Here is a 17,420-nt window from a genome sequence, read left to right as displayed (position 1 = left end):
TGCCCTCGCCTCAGATGGCTGTGCGCACTGCCCACAGTTCCGGGAAGAACTGCAGATCCAGCGCCTTGACCAGATAGCTGACACCGCCGGTACCGCCGGTGCCACGTTTGTAGCCGATGATGCGCTCAACGGTTTTCATGTGACTGAAGCGCCAGCGCTGGAAGTTGAACTCCATATCCACCAGCTTTTCCGCCAGCTCATACAGATCCCAGTGCGCGGCGGTATTGCGGTAGATTTCCAGCCAGATCGCCTCGACGTCGGCACTGGCCTGATAGGGTTGTGACCAGTCACGCTGGACATGGCTGTCAGGGATAGCAAAGCCACGCTTGTGCAGCAGCTTTAGCACTTCGTCATAGATACTGGGTGCCTGCAGCACGTCAGTCAGATGCTGATAGTGACGGGCATGGCCCCGGTGCGCCTCGATCATGCTGGCATTCTTGTTGCCCAGCAGAAACTCCAGCTCACGGTACTGGTAGGACTGGAAGCCAGAGCTCTGCCCCAGCTCATCGCGGAAGCTGGCATAGTCGGCCGGTGTCATGGTTACCAGCACTTCCCAGGCGCTGATCAGCTGATCCTGAATACGCGCTACCCGGGTCAGCATCTTGAAGGCCGGGCGCAGATTATCGGCTCGGATATGGGCCACAGCGCCGTAGGCTTCATGCAGACACAGTTTCATCCACAGCTCGGCAGCCTGATGGATGGTGATAAACAGCATCTCATCGTGCTGGGTGGAACGAGGGTGCTGGCAATTGAGCAGTGGCCCCAGGCTCAGGTACTGACCGTAGCTGATGTCCTGATCCCAGTGCACCTGTTCATCGGCCAGATCCACCATGGCGGCTTTCTGCTCACCACCGGCGCCTCCGCCCTGCCCATGCTCAGAGGCAGGGCTGGAATGACTGTATGGGCAACCCATGTTGATGCTCCCGGTTCTGCACCGCCAGGGGCTAAGCCTGGAGGGCGTTGTTTTGTTGTTGTCAGATAGCGCGCCGAACGCGAGCACCATCTTCCTGTGCGATTGAGAGGCGAGTTTACTGAGGGGATTTCACTCTGTACATTTCATAAAACTGCGCATTTTTATGAATTTTTTTGGCAGGAACAGCGCCATGAGCATCAAACTCACCACCCGTCATATGCAGATGATTCAGGCGCTGTCAGAGTCAGGCAGCGTATCCGAGGCGGCAGAACAGATTGGCGTCACCCAGTCTGCCCTCAGTCATCGTATCCGCGAGGCAGAGCGACTGGTCGGCACCGCGCTGTTCTACCGGCATAACAAGAAGCTGGTGCCCACCAGCGCCGGTAACCGCCTGCTGCACTCGGCTCAGGTGATTCTCGGTGAGCTGGAACGGGCAGAGAACGACATCAGCAAACTGACGGTGGGGATCGAACATGTGATTCGCATCGGTCTTGAGAGTCACAGTGGCTGCCACTGGCTGCCGGGCTTTCTGCGTCAGTTCCAGCTCAGCCATCCCAGCGTCAGCATCGAGATTATCCCCGATGTCTCGCTGGCTCCCCTCAAGGCACTGCGTCAGGGCCATATTGATCTGACCCTGATTTCCGGCCGGGTCGCGGAAGGGTTTCGCACCCTGCCGCTGTTTACCGATGAGATGATGGCATTGCTGCCTGCGCACCACCCGCTGGGCCAGCACAGCTGGCTGAGCGTGGAGGACATTGTGGCCGAGCCCTACATCGCTTATCACACCACACCGGACAAAGGCCGGGAGTATGAACAGCTGTTCAGCCGTTATCAGCGCCTGCCCAGCCGGGTGATTCGGGCCGGGATGACCGAAGCCGTGGTGGAATTTGTACGTGAGGGGCTCGGCATCACCATCATGCCCAGCTGGACCGCCGCCCCCTACCTCCGACAGGGAGGCTTGCAGCAACGGCGGGTTACCGAGCAGGGCCTGTTTATTGACTGGCAGGTGGTGATGCGCCACGACGAAGCCAGTAACAGTCCGGTGGTCACTTTTGCCCGGCAGATGAAGAAACTGCTGGCACGCCGCTGACGGGCACGGGTGGTGATCCATCGCGGACGGGGCACGTAAACAGCCCTAAATGCCATGAATGTAGTGCCATGAATGTAACGCCATGTCTGACTCTCTGCCGACCACAGGGCTGCTGTGGTTCCGACACGATCTGCGCCTGCACGACAACCCTGCCCTGTGGCAACTGACTCAGCGGTGCCAGCAGCTGGCCTGCGTCTACGTGGTTGATCCGCGCTGGCATGATCCCGGCCCGTTTGGCTGTTGCCCGCTGGGCCCGCATCGCGCCCGCTTTCTGCTCGACTGTCTGGAGGATCTGCATCAGCAGCTGCAACGGCAGGGGCATTCGCTCTGGCTGCTCTGCGCTGAGCCCGTCGAGGCACTCCGCCAGCTGTGCCAGCTCAGGCAGATGGACCTGCTCGGCTGCAATCATCACCCCGGCGTCTACGAACAGCAGCAGTACCGGCACCTGCTTGATCAACGACCATCAGGATGCCTCCTCGGTGACGCGGCCCATACCCTGTTCAGCCGCCAGCAACTGCCCTTTGCCCTGCCTGCCCTCCCCGTTTCCTTTACTCCCTTTCGCCAGCAGGTAGAGCAACATCCGCTGCCCGATACCTTACTGCCCGAACCGGTGCACTGGCCGGAACCGCTGTCGCTCAGTCCACTGGCACAGCCCTTCAAGCGTGAGCAACTGGCGCGCTGGCTCAAGCTCGAAGAACAGGAAAACCACAGCCCCTTTCAGGGCGGCGCCACTGCCGCACAAGCCCAGCTGCACGACTATCTGTTCGGGCGTCAGCAGGTCAGGCACTACAAGCAAACCCGCAATGAGCTGTGTGGATGGGGCAACTCCTCCAGCCTGTCCCCCTGGCTGGCCAACGGCTGCCTGTCCGCGCGTCAGGTGCTGGCAGCGCTGCACCAGCATGAAGAACGCTACGGCAGGAATGATTCCACGTACTGGCTGAGCTTTGAGTTACTGTGGCGGGAATATTTCCAGTGGGTGCTGGAGCAGCACGGGACGCGTCTGTTTGCATTCTCGGGCCAGCAGGGCAAAGCCCCAGCAGGAGTGCATCACCCGATGCGCTTCCAGCAATGGTGCCGGGGGGAGACCCCCTACCCTCTGGTAAATGCCTGTATGAACGAGTTGCACCGCACTGGCTGGTTATCCAACCGGGGCCGACAGCTGGTAGCCAGCTGTCTGGTCAACGAACTGCAACTGGACTGGCGCTATGGTGCAGCGTGGTTTGAACAGCAGCTGCTGGACTTTGATGTCGCCAGCAACTGGGGCAACTGGCAGTATCTGGCCGGTGTCGGTAACGACCCACGTGGTCAGCGCCACTTCAATCTGGCCAAACAGGAAGAGCTGTATGATCCGCTGCAGCACTATCAACAACGCTGGCTCGGCGGAGCCCTCGGCCCTGAATCTGCTTGATGCAGAATCTGCAGAAAGCATAAAGGCTGCCCGAGGCAGCCTTTAAGAGTGAGACATGACAAGGAAGAAACGAGGCGTTACTCGCCCGACTTCCAGGCAGAGGTGATGGGATAACGGCGATCACGGCCAAAACCACGCTGGGTGATACGAGGCCCAATGGCGGCCTGACGGCGCTTGTATTCGTTAACATCCACCAGGCGGATCACACGTTTGACGGTTTCCAGCTCAAAGCCCTGCGCGGCAATGGCGTGGGCGCTGTAGTCCTTCTCGATATACAGCTCCAGAATGGCATCCAGCACTTCATAGGGGGGCAGGTTGTCTTCGTCCACCTGATCCGGTGCCAGCTCGGCTGATGGCGGACGGTCAATCACCCGCTGCGGAATCACCGCACCGAGGCGGTTGCGATACTCGGACAGCTTGAACACCAGCGTTTTCGGTACATCCTTGAGCACATCGAAGCCACCGGCCATGTCGCCATAGAGGGTGGCATAACCGACCGCCATTTCGCTCTTGTTACCGGTGGTCAGCACCAGATAGCCCAGCTTGTTGGACAAGGCCATCAGCAGTACACCACGGCAGCGCGCCTGCAGGTTCTGCTCGGTAGTATCCACCACGGTATTGGCAAAGGAGTCGGCCAGCGTGCCCATGAAGGCTTCAAACATGGGTTCGATAGACAGGATGCGGTAATCGACGCCCAGTGTGTTGGCTTCTGCCTGCGCATCTTCCAGACTCATGGAAGAGGTGTAACGGAACGGCATCATCACCGCCGATACCCGCTCTTTACCTAGCGCATCCACGGCAATGGCCAGCGTCAGGGCCGAGTCGATACCACCAGACAAGCCCAGTACCACGCCCTTGAAGCCGTTCTTGTTGACGTAATCACGTACACCGGCCACCAGTGCCGAATAAACGGAAGCCAGTTTGTCCGGCTGCGGTGCCAGCTTCTGCGCCACCGGCGTCAGGGCGGGCTCCAGCTGGAAATCGACCGGATACAGACCTTCTTCATAGCAGGGAGCGGACGCGACCAGCTGGCCTTCGCCGTCCACCACCATGGAGCCACCATCGAACACCAGCTCATCCTGACCACCCACCAGATTGGTGTAGACAATCGGGCAGCCCGCCTGACGGGCACGTTCAGCCAGCAGCTTGCGGCGTTCTTCCCATTTACCGATGTGGAACGGTGAGGCATTGAGGTTAATGATCAGCTCGGCACCGGCCTCACGGGCCTGCATCACCGGCTGCGGCTGCCACATATCTTCGCAGATGGTAATGGCCACCGGGCGGCCCTTGATCTCCACCACGCAGGGAAGATGGCCGGGGACAAAATAACGTTTCTCGTCGAATACCTGATAGTTGGGCAGGCTCTGCTTGCGGTAGATGCCCTGAATCTGCCCTTCTTCGATGTAGGCGGCCATGTTGTACAGGCCTTCCGGCTCACGCCATGGGTAGCCGAGCATCACGCCGATACCGCGGACTTCTTCCTGCACCTGCTGCAGGGCTTTACTGACGCGCAGCTGCAAGCTGGGACGCAACAGCAAATCCTCCGGCGGGTAGCCGGTCAAGGTCAGTTCGGGGAACACTATCAGGTCTGCCTGCAGCCGGTCACGGGCATCATTGGCAGCCGCAATCACCTTGGCAGTATTGCCGGGAATATCTCCCACCAGAAAATCGAGCTGCGCCATAACGATGCGCAAACCAGGCTTCATAGACCAGAATCCTTTGTTGCAACCGGGTTGAGGGGGCACCATTCTCCGGCAAAAGCCGATGGATGGCAAAGCACAATATGCGCGGAGAAAGCGTCTTTCTGCTACGCCTTTTTATCAATCCGCATCCACTGGCCAGCCATCCCTCCCGGAAAACTCGTTCAACCGCGCTCCATCTGGCCCGGACGCACCACGCGCCTGACCTTCTGCCGGCGCTGCCACCACCAGTACAAACGAATCAGCAGCAGTACCGCGGTAATGCTGCCGTACAGAGCGGCCTCGAAATAGCTCGAGCGCACCTGCCAGAACAGATGCAGCCAGGCCAGCAGCACGGCGACATAGACGCTGTTATGCAGACGCTGCCAGGATTTGCCCAGCCGCCGCATCATCGCTCTGGTGGACGTAACACCCAGCACCACCAGGATCAGCAAAGCAGGGGCGCCCACGGTAATGTAGGGGCGTTTGATCAGCTCTTCGCCCAGCCGGCTGAAGTCTGCTCCCAGAATAAAAAAAACATACGCCAGCAGGTGTAGCACCGCGTAAAACAGAGCGAACAGCCCCAGCATGCGCCGGTGCACCATCAGCCAGCCCCATTGCAGCAGCCGTCGTGCTGGCGACACGCACAGGGTGATCAGCAACAGGCGCAGCGCCCACAGCCCGGTCTGCCAGACGACCGTCTTGGCCGGGTCAGCACCAAGGTGATTGGTAAAGGTTGCCCACAGCAGCCAGCCGAAAGGCAGGCTGGCAAGGACAAAGATCAGCACGCGCCGGGCGCTTACAGGCAGGGTTTTCAAACCGTGCTCCTCTTCAGAACGCACTTGTCAGCGGGGCAGTGACCACATCAGCCACTCCCCGCAGCATGCTTAGCAGCTTCAATAAAACTTGCGCAGGTCCAGACCGCTGTATAACGACGCCACTTCATCGGCATAGCCGTTAAACATCTGGGTAGGAACAATGTTGGGGCTGAACAGGGTGGAAGGCAGACGCCGCTCGGTGGCCTGGCTCCAGCGCGGGTGATCGACCTTGGGATTGACGTTGGCATAGAAGCCGTACTCATCCGGAGCAATCTCGCTCCAGGTGGTCTTGGGCTGCGTCTCGGTCAGCTCAATCCTGACGATCGATTTGATGCTCTTGAAGCCATATTTCCATGGCACCACCAGTCGCAACGGCGCGCCATTCTGATTGGGCAGCGCCTTACCGTAGAGACCAACCGCCAGGATGGTCAGCGGATGCATCGCTTCGTCCATGCGCAGCCCTTCGATATACGGCCAGTCAATACTGCTGAAGTAACTCTTCTGCTCAGGGAACTGCTTGGCATCCTTGAGGGTGGTAAACGCCACATACTTAGCTTTGCTGGTAGGCTCAAACCGCTTGAGCAGAGAGGCCAGCGGAAAGCCGATCCAGGGAATCACCATCGACCACGCCTCAACACAGCGCAGGCGGTAGACCCGCTCCTCCAGCTCCATCCCTTTCAGCAGATCTTCCAGATGATAACTGCCGGGTTTGCCCACCTCACCGGCAATTTCCACATTCCAGGGATAGGGATTGAACCCCTCGCTATTGGCTGCCGGATCTTCCTTCTGATAGCCGAACTCGTAGAAGTTGTTGTAGTGAGTGACGTTATAGAAAGGCGTCAACGGGTCCTTGGCCACTACAACATCGGGTCTGGCTGCTGCCAGTTGTTTGCGCAGCCAGTCCGGGCCGCGGTCAACAGCGTCCTTATCGGTATGAGCCGGCGCTGCCCAGGCTGACGACAGCGCCATGCCGGCCCCTGCTCCCACCACCCCGCGCATAAAGTCACGACGCGCCCGATAAATAGGTTCGGGAGTGATTTCCGACGCAGGAATCTTCGAGGGAAACTTGATCAACATGGAATAGCCTCACTGTTGGTTATGCGGTCCTGTACTGCATGACGTCCTCGTCCCCTTTCCTGTTTCTGGATTGCTCATGCGGTAGCTGTGCCACAGATAAAAGTCTGTTTGCACTATTGGTCGGTGCTAGCGCGCATTTCTTACAGCCAAAGCCAAAATACCTGCCAGTGGCCGCTCCTTGCCTACGGTATACGCGACTCCGCTGCCATCAGGGCAGACCGTAAACAGGTGCTCAGCGGGTTGGACAGAAATAAGGACAATAAGTGCAGAAAAAATTCAGCAGACTGCTGAATTTTTTGTTGGGGATAACCTGCACAACAGAAGTCGCGAGGGAGTCTGTGGACAACTGTGCAGTGAGAGAGGTAGATATGCCGTCAAAGACCTGCAATCACCTTGCAGCGTGCAGGTCTTTGACAGCAGATGAAGGCGTTATCAGGAACTGAGCAAGCTCAGCAGCAGCTCGCCATCCAGCTTGCTGGTGACCGCCTGATCACTCAACACCTTGTCAGCCAGATCGCGTTTATCGTGGTGCAGCGCGACGATCTTCTCTTCGATGGTCTTTTCCGTCACCAGACGATAGACCGTGACCGGCTGAGTCTGGCCAAGACGATGAGCACGGTCACTGGCCTGATCTTCCACCGCCGGGTTCCACCAGGGATCAAGATGGATCACGGTATCCGCTTCGGTCAGGTTAAGACCGGTGCCTCCTGCCTTGAGGCTGATCAGGAACAGATGGGTTTTACCGGCCTTGAACTCTTCCACTGCGGCCTGACGTGCCCGCGACGTGCAGCTGCCATCAAGATAGCTGTAACGCCAGCCAGCCTGCTGCAAACGCTCACGCAGACGACTGAGCAGGCCGATAAACTGGCTGAACACCAGCACCCGGTGATCACCGGCAAAGGCTTCTTCCAGCAGGTTCATCGCTTCATCAAGCTTGCTGCACGGGCCCTGATAGTCGTCGACAATCAGGCCGGGATGACAGCAAATCTGACGCAGACGAATCAGGCCAGTCAGCGTCGCCATCAGCCCCGATTGTGTCTGGATCTGCTCCAGTGTCTGCTGCCGCGCCGCCTCGTACACCGCCCACTCTTCTTCACTGAGACTGATGCGGTGAGTGATTTCGGTCTTGCTCGGCAGCTCTTTCAGCACCTGACTTTTCATACGCCGCAGAATGAAAGGTGATACCAGCGCACGCAGGCGGGTCATGGCCTCATCATCACGGCTGGCATCGGAATACTTGCGCACGAAGGAGGCCTTGCTGCCCAGCAAGCCCGGGTTAATAAAGGCAAACAGGCTCCACAGCTCCAGCAGGTTGTTTTCTACCGGCGTACCACTCAGAGCAATGCGGCTTTCAGCCTGCAGCTGAAACAGCGTACGGGCACGCTGGGTATTGGCGTTCTTGATCTGCTGCGCTTCATCCAGCACCGCAGTGGCCCAGCTGATTTCTGCCAGCTCTTCCTCCAGACGGCTGACCAGCCCGTAGCTCAGCACCACCACCTGATTGGGGCCGGCACTGACGATACCTTCGCGGCGGTCTTCCAGCTGCTCCAGATCAATCATGTCCAGCTCAGGGGCAAAGCGGGCCGCTTCCTGAATCCAGTTGGGCACCACCGATTTAGGCGCGACTACCAGCGCAGGCCCGGCTTCACGACGCAGCCGCAGCAGCGTCAGCGCCTGCAGGGTTTTACCCAGCCCCATATCGTCCGCCAGACAGGCACCAAAGCCATGCAGGCACAGGTGGCTCATCCAGCGCACCCCATCGCGCTGATACTCACGCAGCGGCTCCAGCAGATCGGTGGGCAGCTCCGGCTCATCCAGCCATGACCGGGTGATGTCCTGCCAGTGCTGATCGGTCTGCACTCCGACACTCTGCAACAACTGCTGCAGCGGGTAGGCAATCTGCTGATCAAAACGCTGTTCGTCACCGACCAGAGAATGCAGGGTGGTGAGGTACTGACGCAGCTGTTCGCTCATCAGCACCACATTGCCTTCATCCAGTGTCACATAACCCTGCCGGGCCTGTTGCAGCAGCAGGCGCAGTGAAGCCACCTTCTGCTGATCCAGCTCAACATGGCCATCGATACCAAACCAGTCCTGCTGCTGGCCGAGGCTCAGGCGCAGGTCAGGCATATCAATCACTCGCGCCTGCTGACTGCCACTGCGCCACTGCACCAGCTCAGGTTCATGCTCCATCACCGGTTGCAGCGCCTGCAGCAGTGCCAGCGCCTCTTCGCCTTCGAGTTGCCAGAAGTTGTCTTCCTGCTTGCTCAGCCCCAGACGCTCGATCCACTCCTGACGCAGCTGTGCTTCGCGCGGCAGATCACGGTGATACCAATGGGTATGGTCGTTACGGCTCTGCACCATGGCATTGCCCATGGCCAGAGGCAACGGATAGGGCCAGTCAGCCACCGGTTTGGTCACCAGTTGCAGCGCCAGTCCGGTGGACTGCCAGTCCAGCAGGAAGCACGGCCGCGAAGGCCATTCAATCAGGCGAACATTGCCACGCAGTTGCGAATGGTCGGAATACCAGGCCTGTTGCTGCCAGCGGTCAATGATCTCCTGCAGCGTGGGAATCGCCTGCTCGGGAATCGCTCCCGGAGCCGCGACCAGAGCACGCAGCAGCTTGTCGGCGGCTTCCGGCAGGATGTAGAACTGCCATATCCCTTCCCCCAGACGCTCCAGGGCCAGGCCGTTCTTCAGCAGGGCAGGCACCACTTCGCAGTGCAATCCCTGCTCGGCACGCAGGAAACTGACCAGTGGTGTCTGAGGAATCAGTGACAGCGGCACACCTTCCACCGTGGATACCCGTGGATGGCGGCTCAAGGTCATCAGCAGCGCCGGGGTCAGGCGAACCCGTTCGTAATAGTTCTGTGGGCGAATGCCGCACTGGGCGAGAATCAGGTAATCCTGCTCCTCCAGCATGCGGCCAAACTGTTCGGGATAGGACTGCAGCTGATCCAGCCGCACCTGCCGCCCCTTACTCCAGCTGCGCTTGCCCTGTTTCTGGATCTTGGCTGACAGCAGACCATGATCGAGGTCCACGACCCACACCAGTCGCTCCTGCAGCGGCTCGGGGACTTCTTCCACCGACAGGGTATGCACCCGCTCCAGCCAGCCTTGCCAGGCATCCTGCTGGCTGCGCACGTTCATCAGCAAAATTGGATGACTGATTTCTTCGCCAGCCAACGCCTGAGCCACGGCTCTGACCAGACTGTTCACCGGCGACTTGGCATCCAGCTGCAGCAACTGCTGATACTCAGGCTGCAGTTTCCACTCCTCGCTGAATCCCTCTGGCAGTGCCGATTGCAGCAGCAGCGCTTCCAGCAGCCATTGCAGTTTGAGCGGGAAGGCATCACGGCGGAAATACTCACCGAACAGGCGCTCGGCCTCGGCACTGGAGAAGAATGAATAAGGATTGCTGCTGGCTTTGCTCTGCAACGAGGCCGAATAGGCTTTGATCCATTGGCGGGCATGCTGCAACTGCCGTGGCAGCTCATCGGCAGCCAGCAGTTCCAGCCAGCTGATCATGCCCAGATAACCTTGTTGTCTGGCCCACTGGCAGGCCTGCCGGGCCAACTCAAGGCTGCGCTGCGGATCACTGACCCGCAGCAAGGCAATTTCCAGCAGGGTACGGTAGACCGGCAAGAAGCCCTGAGCATCCATATCCTGCTGCTGCCACAGATAACGCGACTGAAACAGCGACTGCTCGGCAGACTGGAACTCCAGCTGGCCGAACCAGTGATCCTCCAGATCCTTATCCTTGAGCTGGGTCAGGGCATAGTCGGCATCCCAGGCAGCCAGTAACGTCTCACTGAGGGTGTCCTGCAGGCCGTTGTCACGCATCTGGGCATCGACAGGCAAGACGTGGCCACCTTCCAGCACATCATTGAGGCAGAGAATGTTCAGCATCACCTTCTGCCAGTAAGGTGGCAGCAAATGCAGGTACTGCACCGCCACCGGCGTCTCACTGTATTTCTGTGCCAGCACCTGAGAAGCGCACTTGTCGAGGTCGGCATCCATCCCCAGCCATGCCCGCAGCAGCTCGCGCAGGTCGGCATAGTCGTCATCATCATCGTGATGAGGAGCCAGCAGTGTCAGAGGCAGACGCTGTTCATGGAAGGCACGAAAAACAGTCCAGACGCCATTCTCTTCCAGCAGGTATTCCTCACCATCGAAGTACAGCAGATCATCGTTGCTCATGGCATCGAGTTCACGATCAATATCCGCAGGACGCGCCGTGGCGTCGAGGGATTGCCGGATATGCTGGCGGATGGCGTTGCCGGTGGTCTCCGGCAGCTCCAGGACTGCCTGAAAGATTTGAAGTTGCAGAGCAGCGAGATGCGCCATTGCAGAAAGCCTGTTCCCTGGGGAAAAAGCGAAGGATACCAGTTGTTTAGCCTTCACTGAAACTTTCAGCGCGGTTGCAAAACACGGTGACCGACAAAAGGTGGGGGATATCAGATAGAAGTGACAGCCTCTGCCTGCCGTACATTGCCGTCAGACAGAGGAGGATCACCGCAGGATCAGTTAAATTTGCGCCGCAATTTGCGCAGATAGAGGGCAGGGCCAGAAAACCCGTAGATCAGGAAGATCCCCCACAATACCGCTGCAGGCTGATAGGCAATGACCGCAAACACCAGTGCAATGATCATCAGGGTCATGACCGGCACCTTGCCTTTCAGATCAATGGTCTTGAATGAGTAGTAGCTAACATTGCTGACCATCAGGATACCCGCTGCCGCGACCAGCAAGGCTGCCCAGAAGCTGTAAGCCGTGGTCAGTACATGGTATTCGGAGCCGACCCACACCATCCCGGTCACCAGCGCGGCCGCAGCAGGACTGGGTAAACCAACGAAGTACTTCTTGTCGACCGAGCCAATCTGCACGTTGAAACGGGCCAGACGCAGTGCAGCACCAGCCACATAGATAAAGGCGGCGATCCAGCCCAGCTTGCCGAGATTGTCCAGCGTCCAGGTAAAGGCCACCAGAGCTGGCGCCACACCAAAGGACACCATATCAGCCAGACTGTCATACTCGGCACCAAAGGCGCTCTGCGTGTTGGTCATACGGGCCACGCGGCCATCCAGACTGTCCAGCACCATGGAAATAAAAATAGCGATACAGGCGGAAATGAAGTGACCGTTCATGGCGGCAATGATGGCATAGAAGCCGGAAAACAGAGCGCTGGTGGTAAACAGGTTGGGTAACAGGTAGATGCTGCGGTTAGGCTTGCGCGGCGGGGTTTCCTGAGACTTGTTATCCTGGGGAGTGTTCGATGCGTGCGGTTGTTCCACGTTGCTCTCCTGCGCTGGCTGCCCATCGGCGAATGAATTTGTGGCCTGCTGAGTGCGAATTGGCGTGACGTTATGCGTATGGTCAGATGGCGATGCGGCCATTGATTCCTTCCCCATTAATAGCGGTTTGCGGCTAATAATACGTCCCCCTCCCCAAAAGGGAAATGTTGGCTCCGGCTTCCCTTTGTTTCCAGCCCCGTTGCTCTGCCTCTCTCGGCACCTCAATGAGCGCCATTTTTTACCTTGACCTCATGGCAGCCACTGCACATGATGGACCGATGAAAACGCTTGCCTGCGCCATCCAGCTGACCACCACCACGACCGCCCCTGTGCGGGTCGTGCGCTAGCGGCTGATTTTCATACACTGCTACCCACCCCGCCAGTTCTGGACGGGGTCATCGGGGCGTCGTTCTGACTGGCACCACCAAGGAACGAACCATGCCCAACCAGATCTCGAAAGACTCCTCAAAAAGCGCCTTACTGATTATCGACATGCAGGTCGGCCTGTTTGATGCCCCTCAACCGCCTTATCAGCGTGAACAGTTACTCAGCAATATCAATCAGCTGATCGCAGCCGCCCGTCTGGCTCAGGCGCCGATTCTGGTGGCCATGCACACCGGCCCTCAGCACTCAGCCATTGCGGCGGGCAGCCCACTATGGCAGCCCGTACCCGGCCTGGACCTCGACCTGCAACAGGATCAGCTGTTCAACAAAACCCGCCCCAGCTGCTTTGAGGGGACCTCTCTGGCACAGCAGCTGGCCGAGCAGACTATAGACCGGCTGATCATATGCGGCATGAAGACCCAGTTCTGCATCGACACCACTTGTCGTAGTGCCAGTGAACGGGGATTGGCGGTTGTTCTGGCGGCTGATGCCCACAGTTGCCCGGACGGCGAACTGCTGTCTGCCGGGCAGATCATCCAGCACCACAATCAGACACTGGCCGGTGCCTTCGCCGACGTACAGCCCGCAGCCAGCATCCGCTTTGGTACGCCATCACAGCCATTGCAGTGTGGCGAACGAGCATAAAAACAAAAACCGCGAGCGTTGCCGCTCGCGGTTTCTGTTGTTGCCTGGACTGGCGGCATCCTGTCATTAGCCGCCATTGCCCACTGCCGGATTAGTTGCGGGTTTTGTCAACCAGCTTGTTGGCAGCGATCCAGGGCATCATCGCACGCAGTTTCTCACCGATCTGTTCGATGGGGTGAGCAGCGTTGTTACGACGGTAAGCAGTCATTGAAGGATAATTGGTCGCACCTTCAGTGATGAACATCTTGGCGTATTCACCGTTCTGGATACGCTTCAGCGCATTGCGCATGGCTTTGCGAGATTCATCGTTGATAACTTCAGGACCAGTCACGTACTCGCCGTACTCCGCATTGTTGGAGATGGAGTAGTTCATGTTGGCAATGCCGCCTTCGTACATCAGGTCAACGATCAGCTTCAGCTCGTGCAGGCACTCGAAGTAAGCCATTTCAGGGGCATAGCCCGCTTCAACCAGAGTCTCAAAACCGGCTTTGACCAGCTCAACCGCACCACCACACAGAACAGCCTGCTCACCGAACAGGTCGGTTTCGGTTTCGTCTTTGAATGTGGTTTCGATGATACCGGTACGACCACCACCTACGCCGCTGGCATAAGACAGGGCAACGTCTTTGGCTTTACCAGTAGAGTTCTGGTAAACCGCGATCAGGTCAGGGATACCACCGCCTTTGACGAATTCAGAACGTACAGTGTGACCAGGTGCCTTGGGAGCGATCATGATGACGTCCAGATCGGCACGGGGAACAACCTGGTTGTAATGGATGGAGAAGCCGTGAGCAAAGGCCAGAGTCGCGCCTTTCTTCAGGTTGGGCTCTACTTCATCTTTGTACAGCTTGCCCTGGAACTCGTCAGGAGTCAGGATCATGACCAGATCAGCAGAAGCAACAGCATCAGCCACGTCAGCCACTTTCAGGCCAGCAGATTCAGCTTTGGCGCGGGTAGCAGAACCGGCGCGCAGACCAACTGTGACGTCCACACCAGAGTCTTTCAGGTTGCATGCGTGAGCATGGCCCTGTGAACCGTAACCGATGATGGAAACTTTCATGCCCTGGATGATGGACAGATCACAGTCTTTATCGTAATAAACGTGCATTTTTTTCCCCTAATACTGGAAGCCCTCGGGCTCCCTCTTCACAGTCAACTTGAATTCAATATCCACCGTCACGGCGGACCATTATCAGATACTTAAGGTTTTCTCGCCACGCGAAATACCCGACACCCCTGTGCGCACCACTTCCATGATGCTGGCATCGCCTACCGCTTTGATAAAGGCGTCCAGCTTATCGCTGGCACCGGCCAGCTGCACGGTATACAGGCTGGGGGTAACGTCAACGATCTGGCCACGGAAGATGTCGACGGTCCGCTTGATTTCATCGCGTACCGGGCCGCTGGCTTTCAGCTTGATCAGCATCAGTTCGCGCTCAATGTGCTCACCTTCGGTCAGGTCAACCACCTTGACCACTTCGATCAGCTTGTTGAGCTGCTTGGTGATCTGCTCCAGCACACGGTCGTTACCCATGGTGGTCACCGTCAGACGTGACAGGGTGCCGTCTTCGGTGGGGGCGACCGTCAGTGTCTCAATGTTGTAGTTACGCTGGGAAAACAGCCCGACCACACGCGACAGAGCACCGGCTTCGTTCTCCAACAGAACGGATATGATACGTCGCATGATCAGGTTCTCTCCGTCTTGCTCAGCCACATGTCTTTCATGGTGCCGCGTGGCACCTGCATGGGATACACGTGTTCAAAGGGATCAACGTATACGTTGATGAATACCAGTTTGTCCTTCATGGCAAAGGCCTTTTCCAGACCGGGCAGCAGCTCTTCCGGAGTACGGATAGTGACGGCTTCATGGCCATAGGAACGCAACAGGCCTTCAAAATCAGGCAGTGACTTCATATAGGACTGCGAGTGACGGGACTCGTAGTTCATATCCTGCCACTGACGCACCATACCGAGTGACTGGTTGTTCAGGCACAGAATCTTCACCGGGATATCGTACTGGTTCGCCGTCGACAGCTCCTGAATATTCATCTGGATACTGCCTTCGCCGGTGACACAGATGACTTCGTCTTCGGGGAAGTTCAGCTTCACCGCCAGAGCAGCAGGCAAACCAAAGCCCATGGTGCCCAGACCGCCTGAGTTGATCCACTGGTTAGGACGATCAAACTTGTAGTACTGCGCGGCGAACATCTGGTGCTGACCAACGTCAGAAGTGACGTAAGCCTTACCTTTGGTGACCTTGTGCACGGCCTCGATGACGGCCTGAGGCTTCAGCAGTTCACTGTCGGCTGTTTCGTAACGTCCGGCATGCACCGTGCGCCACTGCTCAATGCTGGCCCACCACTCTTTCAGCGCGCCCTGATCCAGCTCGCTCAGGCGTGGCTTGAGCAGATGAATCATTTCATCCAGCACAGGTTGTACATGCCCGACGATCGGGATGTCGGCAAATACGGTCTTGGAGATAGAAGCCGGGTCCACATCGATATGGATGATCTTGGCTGTCGGGCAGAACTTCTCTACCGCGTTGGTAACACGATCATCAAAACGGGCACCGATGGCCACGATCAGATCCGAATGGTGCATTGCAGAGTTGGCTTCGTAGCTGCCATGCATCCCCAGCATACCGAGGAATTGCGGATCAGTGCCGGGGAAGGCACCCAGGCCCATCAGGGTATTGGTGACCGGGAAATTGAGCATGTGTGCCAGTTCAGTCAGCTGTTTGGAAGCCTGACCCAGCACCACACCGCCGCCACTGTAGATAACGGGCCGACGCGCGGTCAGCAGCAGGTCGACAGCTTTCTTGATCTGACCGGTATGCCCACGGTAGACCGGGCTGTAGGAGCGCAGTTTGACGCTCTTCGGATATTCGTAGGGGAACTTTTCCGATGGCGCGGTCATGTCTTTGGGGATGTCGATCAGCACCGGACCGGGGCGCCCTGTCTGCGCAATGTAGAAAGCCTTCTTCACCACCGCAGGAATATCTTCGGCACGTTTGACTGACAGGTTGTGTTTCACCACCGGACGGGACACGCCAAGCATGTCGGTTTCCTGGAAGGCATCATCGCCAATCAGGTGACTCATGACCTGACCGCAGAGGATAACCATTGGAATGGAGTCCATATAAGCAGTGGCAATACCTGTCACTGCGTTGGTGGCTCCTGGTCCAGAAGTCACAAGCACCACGCCAGCTTTTCCCGTCGCCCGGGCATAAGCATCGGCCATATGAGAGGCTGCTTGCTCATGGCGGACTAGGATGTGCTTCACGGCGTCTTGCTGGAATAGTGCATCATAAATGTGCAACACGGCCCCGCCAGGGTATCCGTAGACATATTCGACACCCTCATCAGCAAGGGCGCGAATAAGCATCTCAGCGCCGGAAAGTAATTCCACTTGTACCACCCTCAAAGATAGCTATAACTCACGTTTATACGCAGTATGAATAAAAGTTTGAATTCACAGGGTTTTCCACACCGAAAAGGCGCGTAACGCTTACTCTGACCCAGAGCCTGGGGGATTGCAAGACGCCCAAGGTATGAACGCACAATGCCCTCGGGCCCTTTGCTGGAGCCAGAAAGGACGTCAAGAATTCAAAGGCCAGTTAGTTCGCCAACGGGTATAAGACGACTCAGGAATTGGGCCCAGACCATTTCATGGGTGGCGAAATTGATTTGAGGCCCAATAATAGACGTCGGCTAGGGTGATGCCGACACCTGAGGTGGGAGGTTCACTCCCAAGATTGGAGGCGCCATTCTTGCATGTGATGCTTAAGTGTGCAACCCGCATTTTGCATCTGCGAATCAGGTTGTTTTTGCGCACCAGCACGGTGCAAAAAATCACCTGATGAGAGGGTATTTTCAGTGCTTCAATACAGAGTCGGGTGGCCTGAGTTTTAAACGCTGGCTAATACTTAGCAGGCTGTTGAAAAACGTTATCGAGGCAGCCGAGACAAGGAAAGCACAGGCGAAAAAGCGGAGTTTAGTGAACTAAATGAGCATTTTGAGCCTGTTTTTGACGCGGTATTCGGCAACGCAGATAGATTTTCAACGACCTGCCAGGGGGCACAAGGCAGGCTCTTTCTATGGATGGGGTTGTAT

General features: G+C 57.6%; 12 protein-coding genes. 3 read left to right on the top strand and 9 right to left on the bottom strand.

Translation table 11 applies throughout. The annotated features are described in order from the left end of the window. Window positions 1-10: 10 nt before the first annotated feature. Complete coding sequence (gene kynA / locus WH50_RS14330) at window positions 11-832, bottom strand: tryptophan 2,3-dioxygenase (protein WP_207780314.1); 822 nt, start codon at window positions 830-832, stop codon at window positions 11-13. A 271-nt stretch (window positions 833-1,103) separates the two neighbouring features. Between kynA and WH50_RS14325 the strand changes: the two genes are divergently transcribed. After that, complete coding sequence (locus WH50_RS14325; protein ID WP_243410118.1) at window positions 1,104-2,003, top strand: LysR family transcriptional regulator; 900 nt, start codon at window positions 1,104-1,106, stop codon at window positions 2,001-2,003. A gap of 82 nt (window positions 2,004-2,085) precedes the next feature. Continuing rightward, window positions 2,086-3,411, top strand: a complete 1,326-nt coding sequence (locus tag WH50_RS14320; protein WP_110187921.1) for a DASH family cryptochrome — start codon at window positions 2,086-2,088, stop codon at window positions 3,409-3,411. 77 nt (window positions 3,412-3,488) lie between these two features. Here the strand turns inward: WH50_RS14320 and WH50_RS14315 are convergent, their stop codons facing one another. The 5 genes from WH50_RS14315 to pssA all read right to left on the bottom strand — a co-directional run bounded on the left by WH50_RS14315 (window position 3,489) and on the right by pssA (window position 12,279). Further along, window positions 3,489-5,117, bottom strand: a complete 1,629-nt coding sequence (locus WH50_RS14315; RefSeq protein WP_110187920.1) for an NAD+ synthase — start codon at window positions 5,115-5,117, stop codon at window positions 3,489-3,491. 158 nt (window positions 5,118-5,275) lie between these two features. Further along, the gene (locus WH50_RS14310; protein ID WP_243410117.1) at window positions 5,276-5,908 is read right to left on the bottom strand and encodes a protein-methionine-sulfoxide reductase heme-binding subunit MsrQ; all 633 of its coding nucleotides are present in this window, start codon (window positions 5,906-5,908) and stop codon (window positions 5,276-5,278) included. Window positions 5,909-5,986: 78 nt separating this feature from the next. Further along, window positions 5,987-6,985, bottom strand: a complete 999-nt coding sequence (gene msrP, locus WH50_RS14305) for a protein-methionine-sulfoxide reductase catalytic subunit MsrP (protein ID WP_110187919.1) — start codon at window positions 6,983-6,985, stop codon at window positions 5,987-5,989. A gap of 432 nt (window positions 6,986-7,417) precedes the next feature. Beyond that, window positions 7,418-11,332 carry a DEAD/DEAH box helicase gene (locus tag WH50_RS14300; RefSeq protein WP_104154460.1) on the bottom strand — a complete coding sequence of 1,305 codons (3,915 nt, stop codon included), beginning with the start codon at window positions 11,330-11,332 and terminating at the stop codon, window positions 7,418-7,420. 176 nt (window positions 11,333-11,508) lie between these two features. Then, window positions 11,509-12,279 carry a CDP-diacylglycerol--serine O-phosphatidyltransferase gene (pssA, locus tag WH50_RS14295; RefSeq protein WP_243410116.1) on the bottom strand — a complete coding sequence of 257 codons (771 nt, stop codon included), beginning with the start codon at window positions 12,277-12,279 and terminating at the stop codon, window positions 11,509-11,511. Window positions 12,280-12,717: 438 nt separating this feature from the next. On the opposite strand from pssA, the gene WH50_RS14290 reads away from it, so the two are divergent. Further along, window positions 12,718-13,308: an isochorismatase family protein gene (locus tag WH50_RS14290; protein WP_207780312.1), complete on the top strand. Its 591-nt coding sequence runs from the start codon at window positions 12,718-12,720 to the stop codon at window positions 13,306-13,308. Between the two features lie 91 nt (window positions 13,309-13,399). Here WH50_RS14290 and ilvC read toward each other — a convergent pair whose 3' ends face one another. From ilvC to WH50_RS14275, 3 genes are all read right to left on the bottom strand, one after another. After that, complete coding sequence (gene ilvC, locus WH50_RS14285) at window positions 13,400-14,416, bottom strand: ketol-acid reductoisomerase (protein WP_110187917.1); 1,017 nt, start codon at window positions 14,414-14,416, stop codon at window positions 13,400-13,402. 84 nt (window positions 14,417-14,500) lie between these two features. Next, window positions 14,501-14,992, bottom strand: a complete 492-nt coding sequence (gene ilvN / locus WH50_RS14280; RefSeq protein ID WP_110187916.1) for an acetolactate synthase small subunit — start codon at window positions 14,990-14,992, stop codon at window positions 14,501-14,503. 2 nt (window positions 14,993-14,994) lie between these two features. After that, window positions 14,995-16,716, bottom strand: a complete 1,722-nt coding sequence (locus tag WH50_RS14275) for an acetolactate synthase 3 large subunit (protein ID WP_104154465.1) — start codon at window positions 16,714-16,716, stop codon at window positions 14,995-14,997. Between the last annotated feature and the right edge of the window lie 704 nt (window positions 16,717-17,420).

The organism is Pokkaliibacter plantistimulans (assembly GCF_003194385.1).
In the GTDB taxonomy this organism is placed as follows: Bacteria; Pseudomonadota; Gammaproteobacteria; order Pseudomonadales; family Balneatricaceae; genus Pokkaliibacter; species Pokkaliibacter plantistimulans.
This window is presented reverse-complemented; position numbering and strand designations above follow the sequence as displayed.